Source organism: Gardnerella sp. c10Ua_31 (assembly GCF_055700915.1).
In genome coordinates this window covers 82,143-102,237 of the sequence record NZ_JANUYG010000003.1, presented here as the reverse complement: position 1 = coordinate 102,237, position 20,095 = coordinate 82,143, and the positions used below count along the sequence as shown (strand labels likewise).

The following is a 20,095-nucleotide window of genomic DNA, read 5'->3' as shown; positions in this document are numbered from 1 at the left end:
TTTATAGTTGTAATAGTTGGAAATAGTCAAGTATAAAAAATAGTCAAGTATAAATCCCAAAAATCGGAAGGCTCTTAATAATGACGCTGCTGCAATTAAAGTACATTGTGAAAATCGTAGAGTGCGGATCTATGAACGAAGCTTCGCATGAACTCTTTGTTTCACAACCAGCGTTAAGCTCTTCCGTAAAAGAGCTAGAGCGAGAGCTTGGAATTGAGATTTTTACAAGGTCTTCTCAAGGAATTGCGTTAACGGTTGACGGAGCTGAGTTTTTAACATACGCGCGCCAAGTTTTAGACCAGGCAGATTTGCTTGAAGAGCGCTACAACAGCACTAAACCTAGAAAACAGCTTTGCAGCGTTGCCACCCAGCACTACATGTTTGCTGTTGAGGCTTTTGTAGACATGATTCGCAGCATAGATTCTAACGAGTACGAGTTTTCTCTAAGGGAAACGCGCACAAAGAACATTATTAATCAAGTGACTTCAATGCGCGCAGATCTTGGCTTGCTTTATCTTTCCGACTACAACAAAGACGTTATTGGAAAAATGCTTCGAGAAAAGCATCTTGAGTTTCATCCTCTTTTCCGCGCTAATTTGCACGTTTTTATTTCTAGGAATAATCCGCTCGCAAATCGCAAGAAGCTTACTTTGGAGGATTTGCGACCATATCCGTTTATTCAGTACGAACAGGGAGAAGACGGGAGTTTCTTCTTTACAGAGGAGGCAGTTTGGCCTCAACATCCGCCTAAAAAGATTAATGTTACAGACCGCGCAACCATTTTGAACTTTATTATTGGCCTTAATGGTTTTACAATTTGCACTGGAATCGACAATGGCGACTTGAATAACGAGAAAATCGTGACCATTCCGCTGGATTGCGAAGAAACCATGCTTGTTGGGTGGATTAAGAACGAGCGCACGAATCTTTCTCCTGCAGCGCTTGCATATCTTTCTCAACTCGAATCTGTGCTAATTAAACACGGGTATCAAGTAATAAATAGAGCTAAGTAGACGGCTACGCGTAGCACTGTGCGATAAAACCACGCGATAAAACTGTGCGTAGAAGTTTGTTAGCATAGCTACAGATTTTGCAATTAGCCCTTATTTTGGGTCATTAACACGAATGTGAGAATGATTGCAGGTGCCCCCTGTGAGATTCGAACTATTGAGGGATTTACCATCTAGCACTAGAAAGATGTAAAAAAAAACCATATGATAGAATCGAATTGAGAGCTGGGGCTCCCCCTTACCCTTGACCCTTCACGGGGTAGGTTTGGGGGAATGACCAGCTCTTTTGCAGGGTTATAGGCCAAATATTCGCTATTTCTATCAAACGACACAAAATAAAAGAGGGAGCCGAAACTATGTCAGCTCCCACAGGTGTGTGTCCGCAAACGCACACCGCAATTACATTTACATTATACTTCATAGTGCGTAAAAGCTAATTATCAAATATAATTTTTTAACTTTGTCATCCTTTTCTTCCAATCTTTCTTAATAACTGCTTTTACAACGTTTACATTACTTTTGGCAACAGAATTTATATAATCTGAAGTTATTTTTTCATATTCATTAATAAAAGACTTTATTTCTCTTTTAGAAACATGAAGAATTTTTAGAAAATATGACACAAGCACAATGTAATCACCAATACTATTGAAATTAACATAAGGTAAATGAATCTCATTAATCAAACAAGCTGTCATAGGACGAGACGGTTTCGCTTTTTTAAAACGCGTATCGAAAATGGCAGAATTATGAGCAATTGCATTCCTTAAATCTTTTAACAGATAAATATAATCATAAACAAGCTCACGATTCGTATCAGACGATAAATTCAATCCAATTTTCTTAGAAATATCTTCTCTAACCTCATATGTAAGACACGACAAAATATTTCCAAAATCTCCAAGCATCGTTATTTCAAATAATGCCCAAATTGGGACATCTGCATATTTATCATAAAAATGCGTAATTTTTGAATCTTTATTCTTATATGCACGCGCAAGGTTACGTTGAATAGAATTTTGTAAATCTAATTTCTTTTGCTGAGCTTTTCTTTTTTGATCATTGGTAAAATTCTCTGGAGAATTATTTGCACCACTAACCGATTTTGTCAACATAGCTTGGATACTTTCCGAACGACTTTTCCTAAGTATGCACTCCATCGCTATATTTTTTACAGCTGTTTCTATGAACATAATTTTTCCATAGAAAAGTGACTTCAACTCTGAATCGTATTTTATTGTTGCATACACTTCGCCATATGAAGAAAATGGTATTTGATGTCTACTTTGTGTATCGCTAAAAAAACGATAACCTTTATATCCATGAAAATATCCAGTATTTATTAGTTGTCTTTTTTGTGCACTACCAGAAATCATTACGCCACTATCTCTAAGATGTCGCATTAAAGAATCAACTGTTTTATAAGACATTACACACAATCTCCTTCTCTACAATTTTTACTTTACAGTAAAATTTATTTTACAATTTTACTATGCACGCTTGAAGGTTAGAAAGATGTGATTGGATATTAGGATTAGGCGGTTTTGCGTACTTAGTGAAGACTATCTCTAAAAAAGTTTAGCGCGCTGCGTCTTTTAAGCTGGTTGCTTCAGAAGGTAGCACGTAGCAATCGTCAAACACTGTTATTTTCTCAGTTTGTTGACTGAGTTAGTAACGGTGTTTAATAACTTGGCTTATACCCCAGAATATTCACAAGCCTAGCTTTACACACTTTACATATAAGATTTTATTTTGTGAGATTGTATTCAGTAATCAGTTTCGAGAGAATGTTTAATCCTGATTGCCGCTCGCGAACATCAATAGATTCAGCCAGATCTGCAGCACAAACTGCGATTGGCATAAAGGATTTTGTCAGCGTTTCTTCTGTGCATTCTGTAATATGCAAAGACATATTTTGGTGAATAAAATCAAAAACTTTAGAATCTTCAATAACACGAAGTTTAACGTTTGCCATTGAACTACTTACACCATCTTCGCTATTCTTAAGATGAAACTTATTTATTAGATCTTCTAGTTTGATGCTGCTTATATATCCTTCTATTTTGTCAGTTTGTGTAAGTTGGAATTGTGAGTGCATACCCCCTGTTGCAGCAGAAAGTATCAAGTGATCAGAAAGTTCTGCTAAACGCGATTTTCTACACCAATACTCCATTGTTTTCGCACGATTTTTAGATCGGTTAACCAAATCTTGCGAACTAATCGAACGCAAATATACTTCTATACGATACCTCTGCTGCCTATTAATCCACGAAACTTCGCAACCGCTAAGCATAAACAATGCAGCAAAAGCTAATGACGGAGAGTATGCTCTACCACTTTTAGAGTTTTGTTGCTTATAACGATTTACGGAATCAAGTGAAATTAAAATCTTCCTACTTCCAAATGTGTATGTTGTTAGTAAATGATTCGAGCACAATGCGCTAATTCTCTGTGTGCTAACTGATAGCTTGGCTGCAGCTTCCGCACGCGTAAGAAGAGTATCATTCACAAAAATAGACATAACACAAGTGTATCAAAATTGTTGCGTTAAGGAAACAGTTTTGATACGTGTACATTGTCATGTAGACGGTTTTGTATGCAACATAAACAATAAACACATGACTAATCCGTAGTTCAGTAGATAATAAACTCATGAACATTGCAGATCAGCATAAAAAGGCAGCAGAGTTTATTGAACGCTGGCAAGGTCGCGGCGACGAAAAGCAAGAAACACAGAAGTTTTGGCTTGATTTTATGCAAAACGTTCTAGATGTTCCAAACGCAATAAACAATACCGAGTTTGAGTATCGCACTGCTAGCGGCGGCTACATAGACATGTTGTGCACGGATTCTCGTTTTCTTGTTGAACAAAAAAGTAAGAATGTTGATCTTGATAAGCCAGAAGAACGTCAAGGTACCTTGGTTACTCCAGCTGAGCAAGCTGTAAGATATTCCTACAATCTTCCACTCACTAACTGTTCGCATAGTGTTTTGCTTATATGCTGAAGATGCTGGAATATCATCAGCTTCCATAGCTAGAATTAGCAAAGGTGAAAACGTGAATACAGAGACACTACTACGCATCTGTCAATACTTGGAATGCGACATCAAAGACATTTGCGAAGTAAAACAGGTAAAGAACAATGAGGTGAAATAATGAAGAACATTTTTGACACAGTAGCAAGCCTCCTGCTTTCAAACAATAAATACAAAGCCGAAGACGGTAAGCTTCTTAAAGCTGTTGTTTATAACGATGTTATGGCAATGAATGAGAATTTGCTGACGCTTCTCCTCTCTAACGAAGACGTAAAAGAAACCTTCTTCAAAGACATTCAAGGTACGCTTGTTTTTGATAAGCAAAAGTTTGCTTGGTTTATGGAATCAAAGGAATTCTTGCCTGACTCTTACACGGCTTACACAAACAAAATTGGGCTTACGCATAACGGCAGTTTCATATCGCAAACAAACGATGTTGTGCTCGACTTCCCTTACAAGGATTGTGTGCTGGAAGGCGGTCAAGATAAAGACGATCAAAAACGAAGCGAGATTTTCTACAACGAAACGATAGCAAGTGATGAAATCTCGCGCATGCTTGCACCTAAAGTCTTCACGAATGCTAAACGTTATACGGCGGTTAGCAAAAACAATATAGGGGGGGGGGCAGAAAAATATATTAGTGTTGAAGAAGAAGCAGGCATAACGCTTAACGATGATGATAATTTAATTATAAAAGGCAACAACCTTATTGCCTTAGCAAGCCTACTGAAACGCTACGAAGGCAAAGTAAAGTGCATATATATTGATCCACCTTATAACACTGGCAATGACAGCTTTAACTATAACGACTCATTCAACCATTCCACATGGCTAACGTTTATGAAAAATAGGCTGGAGTTGGCAAGAAAGTTGCTCCGTGAGGATGGCTCTATTTTTGTTCAGTGTGACGATAATGAATACGGGTATCTCAAAGTATTGATGGATAACATTTTTAATAGAGATAACTTTATTGCAACTTTAGTATGGCACGGTCGAGGAGGACGCCAGGATTCTAGTTTTATTGCACAAGTTCATGAAAGCATTATTTGTTATGCTAAAAATAAATCTCAAGCAAAATTCTACAAGAAGTCAATTGTTGATACAGACAGATATCCCTACAATGATGAGAGAGGCAAATACAAGACTCAACTTATTAGAAAATGGGGTTCTAATAGTAAGAGAACAGATCGTCCAAACTTATTTTATGGAGTTAAATTCAATGACGAAACTGTATTCCCTATTCTTCCTGATGGAGAAGATGGGTGCTGGAGATGGAGTGAAAATAAACTAATATTTGAAATTAACAATGGAAACGTTGAGGCACGTAAGCGCAAAGACGGAATTACTGAACTGTACCAAAAAATTTATCAAACCAGAGAGGACAAATCTGTTGTTTATACTTCATGGATTGAAAATCGATGGGTTAGTGAATCAAAAAATCATCTGGATGAATTATTTGGCTCTTCTCCGTTCGACTACGCAAAACCTGAAAGTCTTATTGATGAATTAGTTTCACTTGCAACAACTGTGAATGACCTTGTCCTTGACTTCCATCTTGGCTCTGGTACTACTGCTGCGGTTGCTCATAAAATGGGACGCCGATACATTGGTGTTGAACAAATGGATTACATTCAAGACATAACTGTTGAACGCTTGAAGAAAGTTCTTGAAGGCGAACAAGGTGGTATTTCTAAGTCTCAAAACTGGCATGGTGGCGGCTCTTTTGTTTATTGCGAGCTTAAAGAAGACGCTAACACGCTTATTAACACTATTCAAAATGCAACTGAAGATACTATTGAAAGTGTAAAAGCTGCCATTTACGCAGATGAGCGTATTGTACCTTATCTTACTAAGCAGGAACTCGCTGATGCGGATAAAGACTTTGAGAATCTAACGTTAGAAGAAAAGAAGCAGGCGCTCATCAAGCTTGTAGATAAGAACAAGCTGTACGTTAATGCTTCAGATATGGATGATGAAAGTTATCAAATCAGTGATGCCGATAAAGCTTTTACGAAGTCTTTCTATGAGGAGGCATGATCCATGGCTGAATCATTCTTATACGAAAAACTCGATACACTTAAAGAGATTAATGAGCTTGCACCTATGCCAGATATTATTGAGCATAGTTTATCTAGAAATATTGTTTTGCGAGAGTACCAAAAAGAAGCTTTCCAATATTTCGTTACTTACTTTAAAAAAGACGCTTTGCATAAGAATAAGCAGATTCATACTCTTTTTCACATGGCAACAGGCTCTGGTAAAACGGTGATGATGGCAGGGCTTATACTCTATCTTTACACAAAAGGCTATCGCAAGTTCCTCTTCTTTGTGAACCAAACGAATATTTTGAAAAAGACGGAAGAAAACTTTTTGAACACGCTTTCATCTAAGTATCTTTTTGCTGATAATCTTTCCTATCTTGGTACAAAAATTAAAGTGAAAAAAGTAGACCGATTTAGCGACACGGTTCTAGATGATGATATTGAGCTGCTATTTACTACCACGCAAAAGTTACATACGGATATGTGGTTTGCTAAAGAAAACGCGCCAACTTACGCTGATTTTGAGAATGATAAAATCGTTTTTATTTCGGACGAAAGCCATCACATTAATTCTTATACGAAGAAAAAGACTAGCACTGAAGAAGATGCTGATAAAAGCTGGGAATACACGGTTAATAATGCTTTTAGCTCCAATAAAGACAGTGTTCTACTTGAATTTACAGCTACAGCTGATCTTAAAGATAAAAACGTACTTGCAAAATATACTGATAAAATCATTTACAACTATCCACTAGAACGTTTCCGTGAAAGTGGCTACACTAAAGACTTCCAAAACTTTGCAACCGATACGAATCTCTGGGATCGCACGCTTATAGCTCTTATTCTTAGTGAATATCGTCGCTACCTATTTGCGGACTTAAAACTGAATATTAAACCAGTTATTATGCTTAAATCGCAAAAGATTAAAGAGTCTGAAGCTTTCCATGATGAGTTTTTCAAAAAGCTAAATCAGCTCACAAGCTATGAAATCATGGCTTTACGCAGCGCTAATATTCCGCTTCTTTCTAAGGCTATAGCTTATTTTGAAGAAAAAGATGACACCCTCGAAAACCTGGAGCATAGTCTTAAGAACTCTTTTGCTGAAGATAACACAATCATCATGAATGGGTCTTCAGACGATAACGACGCTAACCAAATTAAAGTGAACTCACTCGAAGATAAAAATAATCACATACGACTTATTTTTGCTGTTGACATGCTCAACGAAGGCTGGGATGTATTAAATCTTTTCGACATAGTGCGCTTGTATGATAGCCGACAAGGCAGTGGTAAAGCAGGTCAGATTGGCTCCTATACGATTAAAGAAGCTCAACTGATTGGTCGTGGAGCGCGCTATTGTCCATTCGTATATGGAGGCGATGTTGACCTTAAGTTTAAGCGCAAGTTCGATGGTGATCTTACGAACGATTATCGTATTCTGGAAACAATGCTTTTCCATAGTCTGAACGATTCACGCTACATTGCTGAGTTGAAACAGGCGCTTGTTGTTACTGGTTTGCAAGCAGAAAACCCAATTACTCGTGAATATACGCTTAAAGAAGAATTTAAGACTTCTGAATTTTACCAAAGATCATACGTCTACTCTAATGAACGACTGCCTCGAGGACGTGCGAATATTTCAACTATTGAAGATAGCTTGAAAACAAAAATATACCGTTACTCGCAAAAATCTGTATACGGGAAAGTAGTAAACCTTTTTGGTGAAACTGAGAATGTTAATAATTTAATTGCAAAACCAGTATCGAAATCTTTTAAGAATATTGATTACAATATTTTATCTGGCGCAGCATCCTGCTACCCAGAACTCTGCTTTAAGGTTATAAAAGATAAATATCCTAATGTTACCTCATTAAAAGAGTTTTTAACTTCGGATAGTTATCTTGGAAACTCTATTTTAGAGATTACACAAACTCAAGATAGTATAAGCGGTAAAGATTTATTTGAAGCTTGTAAGAAAGCTTTTTCGCAAATCGCATCATATATTGCGACTATTAAACAAGAGTTTATAGGAAGTACTGTGTTTAAGCCGCATATGCTTAAAAACGTTTTACATAACAAAAAGATATCGCTTAATTCAATTACTGCAGACGGTGGTCATGGTGACTCGCAAAACAACTGCGCTAACGATGATTATCGCATGAATCTTGTGGACGAACCGTGGTACGTTTTTACAGACAATTATGGTACAAGCGAAGAAAAACTATTAGTAAAATATTTTAAGTCAACTATTGAGCCGAAGCTTAAAGCAAAAGGACTTGAATACTATCTTATTAGAAACGAGAGAATACCTGAACTTGCCATTTATTCGTTTGATTCAGGTGAACGTTTTGAGCCTGATTTCTTACTCTTTATTCGCGAGAAAGAGCAAGCGGACGTTAAAACATATCAAGCATATGTTGAGCCTAAAGGTAGTCAACTTTTATTTGAAGATGAGTGGAAAGAAAAATTCTTAGGGCAGATTAAAAACAACTACAAGATTAACGATATTCTAGGAAGAGGATACAAGATTATAGGTCTTCCATTCTTTAATCAAGAAAACAGAATGTCTGAATTCGACAAAGCACTAAACGATTTAGTATCAAAATTATAGTGAAAGGTCTGTGTATATAGTATGTCTCCAGAATTAATCATTTCTTCTGTTTCAGTAATAGTTGCTTCAATTGCTATTTTCTTCGCTTGGAAATCAGCACGCGAAGCTCACATAGCTAATGATAAATCAGAAGTAGCAAACAAAATAGCACGACAAGCCCTAGATTTACAAAGACGTTTAGCTCCAGCACCTTGGAGTGAAATTATCCGAAGTAGCCCAATAAAAAATCTAATAAAAAATACGTCTGGGCATAATTCAATAATTACATCAATTGAGGCAATTCCTGAAAGCGCATCCTGGTTACTTAAAATTGACAGAAGTATGCCAATACGTGTAAATAACGGAGATTCTTTTCAATTAAAAATTGAACGAGCTACGTTTAGTGTAATAGAATCTATCAAAATAAAATGGCATTATGAAGATGACCCTGACTCTACACATGAGATTATTAGAAACGTGAATTGAGATAAAATTTCTGAAACCTTCATATTTAACAGAAACAAGTGTGTGTTAGAATTTCTATAATCCTGCACTATCGCTTGATATCTCATAGGCAGTGGTCAAATTGGTGGAATATTAATATAGCAGCGCGTCGCTTATTTTATATACTTAATATGTGCTATATGTATTTTGCAATCTTCATTATATAACCTTCAATCTTTCCAAGAGCAGCTATAAAGGTTTCAAATTTAAGCCGAACATGTGAATAAAGAGAATCCCACTGCAATATTCTTAAAATCAACACTTCCACACATAAACAGCTGGGTGCAAAGGGTGTGCACTTTTTAACGTTAACATCCTGTGCACTCGACCCCAGAGCGTAGGCATGTTCCCTCATACAGCCAAATCGCACTCAAAAACCGCGAGAACCCAGCTTGAAGCCGCTTCGTATTAAACCTTTTAACGATAGCCCTCGCTAAGCCTTGCTACACAAGGGCAAAAATGCCCCCACCTATTAAGCCCTAGACATCAACACAACACTCTCGACGCGATGAGTATTGGGATATATAACACAGAAGGAGCAGTTTCAGAGTTCAGAAGGAAAAGTTTCATTATATCCAAGAGTTAAGAAACTAGACCCCACTTCGTAGTATTGCTAGCTGTTGATTAAATGTTTTATACTCTTTCACTCCGCACACCTCATAAAAATGGTCAGGGCACCGTATGCTTCCTGACCTAATCTTATGCTGCAAGTTTATTTCGCAAGTTACGGCTTATCAAGATACACTACAAAACGGGGTTATAGGCCTTTCGGCCTATAACCCCTCTATCCACAGATAGAGGGGTTCAATTATTAAACATTAATCTTTTCGTTTACTTACTTGAAGCAAAACACCCATCGCAACTAATACACTTACCATCAACACTAAGCTACTAACGGTCGTTCCTGTCCGTGGTAAAGTGGCTTTGTGCTGTGGCTGCGTCTCTTGCTGTTGCTTTGACTGAGGCTGTGACTGCGGCTGCTGCTCTGGTCGTGGATTTGACTGCCACTCTGACTGCGGAGTCGACTGAGGCTGCTGCTCTTGCTGCTGATCTTGCTGCGGAGTTGGCGTCACTGGCTGAGGCTGCTGCTCTTGCTTCGGCTCTTGCTTCGGCTCTGGATTTGATTTTGTTTTTTCTTTTACTGTTACTGTCGCTTGTTTTGTTGCAGTTGCTCCTTTGCTATCTGCTACTTTATAAGTGATTTTATATGTGCCGACTTTGTTATTGTCAAAACCACCTTTATCTACTATTTCTACTTTTTCTTTTAAGTCACCGTCTTCTTTATCTGTTGCTTTTATTATTAGTGTTTTTAGATCTAAATCTTCTCCTACCATTATTTCTTTGTCAGCTACTTCTAATTGAGGTGCTTCGTCTAGGGTAGATAGAGGTTTTATGCTAGTAAATTTCCATGTTCCTATGAATGTTAAATCTTTATCTTCTACTGTTTGCTCTTCAGTATCATATCCTATGAATGTCCATTTCCCTCCGTCTACTGCTATTTCTTTTTGAGTTGGGTCAGCTGGAGTTATTTTTTCGCCTTTTTTATATGTATTTTCATCTTTTGGCAGTAAGTTTGTGACTTTATCTGGTAAGTTTTTGCCATCTTCTGATTTGAAATTATAGTTTACTTTATGTTTTAAACCAGCATTAAAGTCTACGACTATTCTTGTTTTTTTGTCATTACTATCTAAAAGACCAACTGTAAATTCCTGATTTTCTTTTTCGTTATAGTATGGCTCTTCTAAATTTTTTGATTTCAAAACATAATTACCTGGTTCTAAATAAAGAAGATTATTTGTTTCGTAATAGCCTTGATCGTTTATTGTAGTTTTTTTCATCATTTCTTCTATAGAATTAATAGCATCTTCTTTTTCATTCGCACGAGAATGATTAGGTTTAATAGCAGATTTAACTAAAACCTCTTTATTATCTTCTACACGGTAAAGATCAAAACTATTATCTAAAGGAGTTTTTTTATCTTCTTTAAATTGACGAACAACAATTTCTGTTGGTATGGCGCGATAAGTGACATAATAATGTTTTGTAGTCAACATATTTCTATCTTTATCATAGCCATAAGTTAAATAATGATTGCCCTTTTCTTTAGTTGTGGCGTCATCTTTTTTAAATTCTTTTGTTTTTGGCTTATCTATATCATTATCACAGTAAATATATCCTGGAATTGTTTTTGCTTTCAGCTGATCTAAAGTAGGTCTTTTTCTTGAGCTTTTTTCATCACCATCATATGACAATAAAGGAGTGGACAATCTAGCTTTATAAACTGGATTATTTCCAAAGAAAACTTTATCTGTTTTAACAATGTCAAGCATATCTTTTAGATCAAGTTTTTTAAAAGCTTCATTAGAAAAAGAATTTTTATCTTTTTCACTTCTTTCTTTTAGAGGTGAAGATAGCTTTTGATTTGTTAATTTTCTATAACTACTATCATCTACAAAGTGAAAATCTGCATCTACAGAAGTTACAAAAAATTTAAATATAGTATTTCCTTCTCCATATCTATTTACATAAAAAACTTGCGATAGTGCATCGTCTTTTTTAGTTACTTGATAGCTAACTCTAACAAAGGCACGAGTTTGCTTTGGATTTACTTTAAACTTAGTTTCCTCTTTTAAATCTTTACCAATAATTTTTTTATTTACTGAAAGCTCAAAAGGTGTTGCGTCGTATTTTCCGTCATTAAAAGTTATTTTGTTATCATTATCTAAAATATTATAAGCATGCCATACCGATCCAACTTGTGCTCTTGCACTCTCTACATTTCTTTTTGGTAAAAATATAAAGTAATCAACTGTTCCATCTTGTGGATACCAATCTACAAATCTCCATCCTATTAATGTTAATTGTTTGGTATCTTTTCCTTTTGGGTTAAAGTCTTTTCCTTTTGGAGTGAAATAAATTTTTACTTTATCGTCTTTTTCTGCTTCAGCTTTTTGCAATTCTTCATTTGAAAAAACTTCTGGATAGAGATTTTCTGAAGTTTTTTCAGTCATAAGGTCATAATAGCCTTCTTCATCTTTAGTTAAATTAGTTTTGTTTGCAGAACCTGCGGTACGGCTACTTTCTGAGCCATTCCTTAAATCATTATCTTTACCAACCGTGTCAGCGTGAGCAAGTGTCGCTTGAGATAGAGCCATTCCAGAGGACAAAATTCCAACCACAACAACTGCCACCACAGCAGAAACGAAATGTTGTCCGAACTTACGCAAACTATAACGATTAACTTTCTCAGATTGCATAAGCTATGCCTCTTTTCTTCAATTAATTAATCAATCACTTTTGATAACAACTATTATAAAAAAAAACGCGGCAAAAACCGCGTGTATTGTGCGCCAGACAGGATTCGAACCTGCAACCTTCTGATCCGTAGTCAGATGCTCTAATCCGTTGGGCTACTGGCGCATGTTCTCCAAAAACTTGGAACTTTAACTTTCCGTTGTTTTTGGCAACTTGACTAATATACAACCATCTTTACAAAAATACAAACCCTGGCGTGTCGCCAGCGCCAGGGTCTGCATCTAAAACATAAGAATCTAAAACATAAAATCCTTAAGCTCTATGCTCCAGAACCTCGTCTACCATTCCGTATTCTTTAGCTTGAGGAGCGGTAAGAATAGTGTCTACCTCAATATCTTTACGAATGCGCTCAACACTTTGGCCAGTGTGCTTTGCAAGAGTGGCCTCTAACCATTCGCGCAAACGCAACATTTCTTTAGCTTGAAGCTCTATCTCTGTAGCCTTGCCAAAATCCTGGCCCATAGCAGGTTGATGAATAAGCACGCGAGCATTTGGCAAAATCATGCGCTTACCAGCAGCGCCAGCAGCAAGTAAAATCGCAGCAGCCGAAGCAGCTTGACCCAAGCACACCGTTTGAACATCTGGCTTAATGTACTGCATGGTATCGTAAATAGCCGTCATGGCAGTCATAGAACCACCAGGAGAGTTAATGTACATCATTACATCTCTGCTTGGATCCATGCTTTCTAGAACCAAAAGCTGAGCCATAATGTCATCAGCGGAAGTATCGTCAACCTGAACACCCATAAAAATAATGCGGTCTTCAAAAAGCTTAGTGTATGGATCTTGCGTTTTCATACCATAAGGAGTTTGCTCACCAAATTGTGGCAAAACATAACGATTCGTAAACACACCACTGGTCTGACCGAATCCGCCCAAACGCTTAGCGCGAGCAACAAACTTTGCTTCTTCACTTGCCATTAAAATCACTCCTCCCCACGCATAGAAGCTGGAGTGGTAACAATCTTATCTACAAAGCCATACTCCAAAGCCTGCTGAGCAGTAAACCAATGATCATACTCGTTGTCTCGGTAAATCTCTTCAACAGTATGACCAGTCTGCTGAGCCGTTAGCTCAGCGAGAGTTTTCTTCATATCCATAATAAGTTCAGCATTAATACGCACGTCTGTAGCAGTGCCACCAACACCGCCAGAAGGCTGGTGCATTAGCACGCGAGCGTGAGACGTAATAAAACGCTTACCAGGCGTGCCAGAACTCAGCAAGAACTGACCCATAGAAGCAGCCATGCCAACGGCAATCGTAGCAACATCTGGCTCAATAAGCTGCATAGTGTCGTAAATAGCCATTCCAGCGGTAATAGAACCACCTGGCGAATTAATATAAAGCCAAATATCTTTCTTAGGATCTTGCGCAGCTAGCATAAGCATCTGAGCGCAAATAATATTGGCATTTTCATCCTTGACTTCAGAGCCAAGCCAAATAATACGATCTTTTAAGAGTTGATTAAAAATCGAATCCGTTGGATTTTGTGGCTCCCCTTCTTGCATAACGGGAGAAGCCGTAAACAGATCAGTCACCTTATCTCCTTACAAACATTTTGAATATATCTAGACTATCGTGTGCGCGTGACCGCAAAACAAGAATGCGAAGTAAAACGCTTAACGCAATTAGACACGCAATTAGATACACAATTAGATACGCAACTAGACACAATCACCGCAAATAGCATAAGACAAAGTAATGTAAACGGTGCGTTTACTAATTCCGCAACTAAAAGCCACGCCATAATCGGAGCTTTTCTAGAAGACGCAAGTAAAGAAGCAGCGCCAATAATAGATACAGAAATTGCATAAACTTGCGAAATGTCAAAAACTTGCAAAAAACCAGACGTTGAAAAAATAGCGTATAAAATCACACCAAAGCAAGCGCCAGTTGAAATGCTTGGCTGCAAAACGCCTCCAGAAGCACCATAACGTAAAACAAGCACAGTCATAAGCATTTTCATTAGTGCAAGAAGCAACAAAATAGTAACAATATGCGAGTTTTCTGCCATATACGGGAAGCTAGATACAGAAAACGCAAGTTGAGAAAGCGACCTACCATTCCCCATAATATGCGGAAACCAACAAGCCGCAACACCAATAACTAAGCCAGCTACAGGCATAAAACACAGCATTTGCATTCCGCGCAAAGCATGAGTTCTACACCAAATAATACCCAAGCGAAAAACGTAACCAACTAATCCGCACACTGCACCAACAACAACAGTTAAAACGCAAATTTGCCAAGAAATCGCGCAAGAAAATTGCGAAATATTGTAGTATCTAGAATGATGCAATAAAAATTCAACAACAAACGCAGCAACATAATTCATAACAAGAGCAAAAGGCAAGCAATGCAAACGCTCCGAGCGCGCAATATTTTTAAGTGCATTAACTATTACAGAGCCATTTTCGCGATTTAGCCACGCATAAAAACCAAAACCTTGAGTTTTACTAAGCAAACCTAAAGAAAGCACGGTGCCAGCTAAAGGCGCGTGGTACACTGCAGCCAAGCCAGCACCTGCAGCAGATGCAACTAGTATACGCTGAGTTTTAACAGACACATTAAAAATACTGCTGCAACGCTGAGCAATCATTGCAGCTAATTCTCTAGGAGCTACTTCCCTTCCGATTGAAATTCCAGAGCCAACAATGCCGATTTGCAATAAAACATGTGCAATAGTAGAAAAAATTGGCATTCTACTGCCACTAACGGCTTGTGGAATAGTAACGATTCGAGGAGGATTCTCCTTCTTTCGCAAAAAATACCAAGCCAGTGCAGCAATAGTCATAGCAATTGTGCCAGGTAGCACATATCGATACCAAGGAAGCCCTAAAAATACAGTATTTTTAGCAGATTCAATTGAGCCAAAAGCAAGGTATTGTACAGCGTAAAAAATAAGCGTAAGAACTGTTGCTCCTAGGCCAACAAGAACGCCAAGAACAACAGAAGACGTAACAAAACGCACTACTCGAATTGCAAAACTAAATAACTTGCAAGATTTACCGAATTTGCCAAATCTGCAACAAGATTCATGCTTAGTTTTAGCACTACTATCCATAATGTCTCGCAATTCTTAATATTTTCCTATAATAATCGTAATTCTATATAGTAATTATTTAATTAAATATAAGTAAGACCCAGCAGAGTTATACTCTACTAGGCCTTAAATAACAAGATTATTAGAAGATTCTAATTTAGAAGACTCTAACTACTTTTCAGCAGAAAGCTCATCGGCAACAGCTGCAGCAGCAGAAGCAGCCTTAACGCTTTCATCTTCTGGCTCTTCATCTTCCGACAAGAAAGCACTCAAATCAAGAGCTTCTCCGCCAGCAACGAACTTTACAGCGCGCATACCAGCAAGCAAGCCCTTAGAGCGAGCAACCTCTTGAACAGCAGAACCAAGCTGACCATTGCGAACAATAGCGTTAATAAACTGGCTTGGATCCATTCCGTACTGCTGAGCAACAGAAACCAAGAAGTTGGTAACGTCTGCTTGAGAAACAGAAACATCGAGGCTTTCTGCCAAAGCGTCGAGAACCATTTGGTCACGAAGCTCCTTTTCTGCAGCCTTTTCAGCCTCTTCCTTTTGCTTCTTAGTGGCCTTTTCTGGGTCTGGAGTCATGCCCTTAAGGTGCTCTGCAACAGCCTTATCTTTAACACCCTTTGGTACAGGAATTTCAACTTCTTCCTGAATCTTAGCAATAAAGGCATCGCGAGCAAGAGTTGCCTGACGGCCTTCATTTGCCTGCTCCAAAGACTTACGAACGTCTTCCTTAAGTTCCTTCAAAGTGTCGAACTCAGATGCTTCCTTAGCAAACTCATCGTCAAGCTTTGGCAATTCTTGAGCCTTAACGGAGTTGACCTTTACCTTAACCTGAGCCTTCTTGCCCTGGTTCTTTCCAGCTTCGAGAGTACCTTCAAAAGTGGTTTCTTCGCCAGCGGAAAGACCTTCCAAAGCCTCATCCAAACCATCAAGCATGGTGTTGGAACCAAGCTCGTAGCTTACGCCATTTTGAGAATCGGCAACTTCGTCGTTAATCTTAGCTTCCAAATCAATGTTAGCAAAATCACCCTTCTTAGCTGGGCGATCAACACCAACAAGAGTGCCAAAACGTGCGCGCAAAGCCTCAAGACGAGCCTCAACATCGCTGTCTTTAACTTCTGGCTTCTCTACTTCGATTTCTACACCCTTAAACTTGTTAAGCTTGAACTCTGGGCGACGCTCAACAGTTGCAACAAACTTAAGCTTAAGTTCATCCTTAGCAGATTCTGGAACTTCCTGAACATCAAATTCTGGCTGATCCATTGGGCGAATCTTCTTTTCTTCCAAAGCCTTAGAATAAAGCTCTGGAACAGCAGAATTTACAGCTTCACCGGCAACAGCTCCGAAGCCAACTCGCTGATCTACAATCTTGCCTGGTACGTGTCCCTTACGGAAACCTGGCACGTTGATTTGCTTTGCGATCTCTTTACGAGCCTGATCCATAAATGGCTCAAAATCTTCGAGATCTGCGGTAATGGTGAGCTTAACCTTAGTTGGCTCAAGATTCCTGACGCTGATTTTCACGCTTGCGCTCCTGAAATTACGTTTTCTAGCTTCTGCCATATGGCACAACCGTTACATAATAGCGCGAGTTACGGACTCAGCAATTAAATCGCTTTGCCACGTTCTTGCACCCTGCTCTACAAGAAACTCCTTAACATCAATATGCTCAATATTATCTTGCCAACAAAGATTGCGAATAATTTGCGGTTTAATAATGATTTCCGTAGGCGTATGCGTATCTTCTGCAATCTTGATTAAAGACTGCTTTACATTTTGTAAGCGCTCATATCTTTTGGGATGATGATCACGCCAATACTTCATAGATCGTGGAGCTGCTTGCGATTCTTGTGCGTCGCTAGAATCAGCAGAATCGCCAGCATCCGCAGAATCGCTAGAATCGCAGTAATTGCCATATTTACTACTTGAATCATCAAGCTTAGAAACAATAGCAACTTCCCCACTTTTAGCGCGACTAATCGCGTCTTCTATAACAACTTTCCACACATTTGGCTTGATTTTGCGCTGAATCGGAGCATAACGTTCAAACATCTTGTCTTGCTCGCTGCCCGTGTGAATCCTAACGCGTTCATTAAGAATGCGAATTGAGCGAAACTCCCTAGAATTACTTGGTTTTCGCTTTCCTGCTTCAATAATCGCAGCATCCGAAAGCAATAGAGTTGGCGCAATATCGTATTGACAAGCAAGCTCATCTCGCTTTTGCCAAAGCTCTTTTGCAATCATTAAGCCGATTTTATCGTGCATAAGAACGCTTATATGAGATATTCTAAGCCAAGGATTTGGGTGAGGAGCCTTCTTTTGAGCACCTTTACTTAATAAGTGTGCAAACTCTTGATTTGCCCATAAAAGCTTGCCTTGCTTTTTTAACTCGCCGCTCATTACTTCTTCTAATTCGATTAGCAATTCAACGTCTAAAGCAGCATAATTTCGCCAATCTCTAGGAAGAGGTCTATATGACCAATCCGCTGCAGAATGTTCTTTTGCAAGAGTCAATCCCAAATAATATTCAGTTACAGAGCTTAATCCAAAGCGCTTTCTACCAAGCAATTTAGCTGCGATTTCTGTATCAAATAAAGCACGCGGGCGCAAACCAATATCGAAAAATCCTGGCAAATCTTGCATAGAATCGTGAATAATCCAAGGCGCATCCCCTACTGCCTCATTAAATTCATGCCAATCAACGCCAAGTTTTCCTAAAGCTATTGGGTCCAGCAATCCAATTCCTGCACCTTTGCGTTTGAACTGAATCAGCCAATCTTCGTGACCATATCTAAAACCAGATGCGCGCTCTGCGTCTGCAGCCAAAGGCCCCGACCCTGCTGCCAACAAATTACAATATTCTTTATATGATTCAAGCGTATCAATAACTTCTGGAACTCCTTCTCTAGGCTCTTTTAAAAGCTTTGGTTCCTTATTCAAGAACGCCTCCCGATTGTACGCTTTAGTCAAAGTCTTACGCTTTTTGCATCTTACTTTGTAATGCTTGAATATTATTTTGCAAAATATCCGTAAAACATTCTATAGAACATTGCGCAAGATATATTTAAGCCGTGTTATAGATTATGCATCTTTTAACACGGCTTCAACTTTCGCACACAACTACGACTAATCAAAAATAAGCAATCAATCAAATAATCAATCTGCTTTATTGTTTACTATTTCTCCATTTATGTGCTTAACAAGCCTAGTTTTAAGGAATCTAGTAAGAGTAAATGCGACTGCCGAAACTAAAACTGTTGGGATAACGTAGAGAGCATGTAAACCTAAATCTCTTATTGGGAAAGTGGCAAGTTCTGTAGCAATAGTTATAGCAATAGATATTATCGGCACTTCGATAAGAAGTTTCTCATCGAAAGCTGCAACGATATTTACCGGCAGCAAGATTATCGGCAAAACAATTAAAATAATAATTGCTGTGCCAAAGCCAAACTGATCGTTACACCGTGCAAAAATAGCTAACGCTAATGCGAAAGCTAATGCAATCCAACAACCTATTCTGCGCTTCATTGCGTATCCTTTCTCTAAAAAAGGTTATTTGTATAATTATACAAAATCCTTTAAAAAAAAAACAATACAATACGCAAAAATTGTCTAAATTACAGTTACATTTTTGATGCAATCTAAACGCAGTCTAGTACACAACAAAACCGTGGTCTTTGAACTGGTTTACAACTCGCTCTTTAAGCGCCCTAGAAGGTCCTTTTTGATTCTCAAGAGGGTATGGAATCCTAAGCTCATGCCACTTTGGGCGGCCTAGTTGATGGAATCCAAGCACGTCAATATGCTCAACAGCATCACCAAATGAATCGCAAATCTCAGCAACTTTTTCAACATTTTCTTCGCTGTCTGTAAGACCTGGAACGAGCACAAAACGCACCCAAATCTTCTTACCAGCCTTCGCCAATCGCTGACCAAAGTCAATAGTTGGCTGAAGCAAGCCGCCAGTTACTTTTTTATACGTTTCTTCAATACCAGATTTAACATCTAGCAAGCAAAGATCAATGTCGTCAATCATTTCGTCCGTATAATTGCGATTCAAAAAGCCCGAAGTATCTAAGCAAGTATGCACGCCCATCTCTTTTGCTGCACGAAAAACCCTAGATACAAAAGCTGGTTGCATCATGGACTCGCCGCCAGAAAATGTGATTCCGCCGCCTGTTGCCTTAAAAAGACTTTGATAACGGTCTACTTTTTTAATCATTGCATCTAAGTAGACTGGCTTGCCGTCGCGCATTTTCCAAGTATCAGGATTTTGGCAATATTGACAACGAAGCGGGCAGCCACTCATAAACACTGTCATGCGAGTGCCAGGGCCATCAACAGAAGTATTGATATCCCAAGAATGCACAAACCCAATATCGCCAGTTTTAAGAGCAACTAAGCGGTCTTTTCTGTCTAATCCAATTGGAGATTCAAAACCAGAAAGACCACCCATTAAAGTTTGTCGGGCATACTCTTTTGACTCCTTTAACATGTGCTGAGTCGTAGTGCGAAATGCTGTGTTTTCAGCCATCATATGCCCCCTATA

General features: G+C 38.5%; 16 protein-coding genes and 1 tRNA gene. 6 read left to right on the top strand and 11 right to left on the bottom strand.

Translation table 11 applies throughout. The features are described 5' to 3' along the window. Positions 1-80: 80 nt before the first annotated feature. The gene (locus tag NYP55_RS05525; protein ID WP_016784841.1) at positions 81-1,013 is read left to right on the top strand and encodes a LysR family transcriptional regulator; all 933 of its coding nucleotides are present in this window, start codon (positions 81-83) and stop codon (positions 1,011-1,013) included. A 437-nt stretch (positions 1,014-1,450) separates the two neighbouring features. Here NYP55_RS05525 and NYP55_RS05520 read toward each other — a convergent pair whose 3' ends face one another. Both NYP55_RS05520 and NYP55_RS05515 read right to left on the bottom strand, forming a co-directional pair. Then, positions 1,451-2,440 carry an Abi family protein gene (locus tag NYP55_RS05520; RefSeq protein ID WP_472781669.1) on the bottom strand — a complete coding sequence of 330 codons (990 nt, stop codon included), beginning with the start codon at positions 2,438-2,440 and terminating at the stop codon, positions 1,451-1,453. 317 nt (positions 2,441-2,757) lie between these two features. Beyond that, positions 2,758-3,531, bottom strand: a complete 774-nt coding sequence (locus tag NYP55_RS05515) for a helix-turn-helix domain-containing protein (protein WP_472781668.1) — start codon at positions 3,529-3,531, stop codon at positions 2,758-2,760. Positions 3,532-3,662: 131 nt separating this feature from the next. Between NYP55_RS05515 and NYP55_RS05510 the strand changes: the two genes are divergently transcribed. From NYP55_RS05510 to NYP55_RS05490, 5 genes are read left to right on the top strand one after another with little or no spacing between them, the layout of a single operon-like run. Further along, positions 3,663-4,016, top strand: coding sequence for a type IIL restriction-modification enzyme MmeI (locus NYP55_RS05510; protein ID WP_472781667.1), 354 nt, complete (start codon positions 3,663-3,665; stop codon positions 4,014-4,016). Further along, the gene (locus NYP55_RS05505) at positions 3,997-4,167 is read left to right on the top strand and encodes a helix-turn-helix domain-containing protein (RefSeq protein ID WP_421780577.1); all 171 of its coding nucleotides are present in this window, start codon (positions 3,997-3,999) and stop codon (positions 4,165-4,167) included. The genes NYP55_RS05510 and NYP55_RS05505 overlap by 20 nt, the downstream gene beginning before the upstream one ends. Beyond that, the gene (locus tag NYP55_RS05500) at positions 4,167-6,083 is read left to right on the top strand and encodes a DNA methyltransferase (RefSeq protein WP_472781666.1); all 1,917 of its coding nucleotides are present in this window, start codon (positions 4,167-4,169) and stop codon (positions 6,081-6,083) included. The genes NYP55_RS05505 and NYP55_RS05500 overlap by 1 nt, the downstream gene beginning before the upstream one ends. A gap of 3 nt (positions 6,084-6,086) precedes the next feature. Next, the gene (locus tag NYP55_RS05495; protein WP_472781665.1) at positions 6,087-8,699 is read left to right on the top strand and encodes a DEAD/DEAH box helicase family protein; all 2,613 of its coding nucleotides are present in this window, start codon (positions 6,087-6,089) and stop codon (positions 8,697-8,699) included. A 21-nt stretch (positions 8,700-8,720) separates the two neighbouring features. Then, positions 8,721-9,164, top strand: a complete 444-nt coding sequence (locus tag NYP55_RS05490) for a hypothetical protein (RefSeq protein ID WP_472781664.1) — start codon at positions 8,721-8,723, stop codon at positions 9,162-9,164. A gap of 836 nt (positions 9,165-10,000) precedes the next feature. Here the strand turns inward: NYP55_RS05490 and NYP55_RS05485 are convergent. From NYP55_RS05485 to pflA, 9 genes are all read right to left on the bottom strand, one after another. Then, entirely contained in the window at positions 10,001-12,439 is a 2,439-nt protein-coding gene (locus NYP55_RS05485) for an SHIRT domain-containing protein (RefSeq protein WP_472781663.1), read from the bottom strand. A gap of 89 nt (positions 12,440-12,528) precedes the next feature. Then, positions 12,529-12,602, bottom strand: a tRNA-Arg gene (locus tag NYP55_RS05480). A gap of 147 nt (positions 12,603-12,749) precedes the next feature. Further along, complete coding sequence (locus NYP55_RS05475) at positions 12,750-13,418, bottom strand: ATP-dependent Clp protease proteolytic subunit (protein WP_016831437.1); 669 nt, start codon at positions 13,416-13,418, stop codon at positions 12,750-12,752. A gap of 5 nt (positions 13,419-13,423) precedes the next feature. Then, positions 13,424-14,035, bottom strand: a complete 612-nt coding sequence (locus NYP55_RS05470; protein ID WP_032813113.1) for an ATP-dependent Clp protease proteolytic subunit — start codon at positions 14,033-14,035, stop codon at positions 13,424-13,426. A gap of 35 nt (positions 14,036-14,070) precedes the next feature. Next, complete coding sequence (locus tag NYP55_RS05465; protein WP_472781662.1) at positions 14,071-15,561, bottom strand: chloride channel protein; 1,491 nt, start codon at positions 15,559-15,561, stop codon at positions 14,071-14,073. A 150-nt stretch (positions 15,562-15,711) separates the two neighbouring features. Next, the gene (gene tig / locus NYP55_RS05460; RefSeq protein WP_421781432.1) at positions 15,712-17,070 is read right to left on the bottom strand and encodes a trigger factor; all 1,359 of its coding nucleotides are present in this window, start codon (positions 17,068-17,070) and stop codon (positions 15,712-15,714) included. A 51-nt stretch (positions 17,071-17,121) separates the two neighbouring features. Further along, positions 17,122-18,486, bottom strand: a complete 1,365-nt coding sequence (locus NYP55_RS05455; RefSeq protein ID WP_421779179.1) for an HRDC domain-containing protein — start codon at positions 18,484-18,486, stop codon at positions 17,122-17,124. 216 nt (positions 18,487-18,702) lie between these two features. After that, the gene (locus NYP55_RS05450; protein ID WP_248899094.1) at positions 18,703-19,074 is read right to left on the bottom strand and encodes a hypothetical protein; all 372 of its coding nucleotides are present in this window, start codon (positions 19,072-19,074) and stop codon (positions 18,703-18,705) included. A 124-nt stretch (positions 19,075-19,198) separates the two neighbouring features. Further along, on the bottom strand, positions 19,199-20,080 hold the full coding sequence (gene pflA / locus NYP55_RS05445; RefSeq protein WP_016831444.1) for a pyruvate formate-lyase-activating protein: 882 nt from the start codon (positions 20,078-20,080) through the stop codon (positions 19,199-19,201). Positions 20,081-20,095 lie beyond the last annotated feature (15 nt).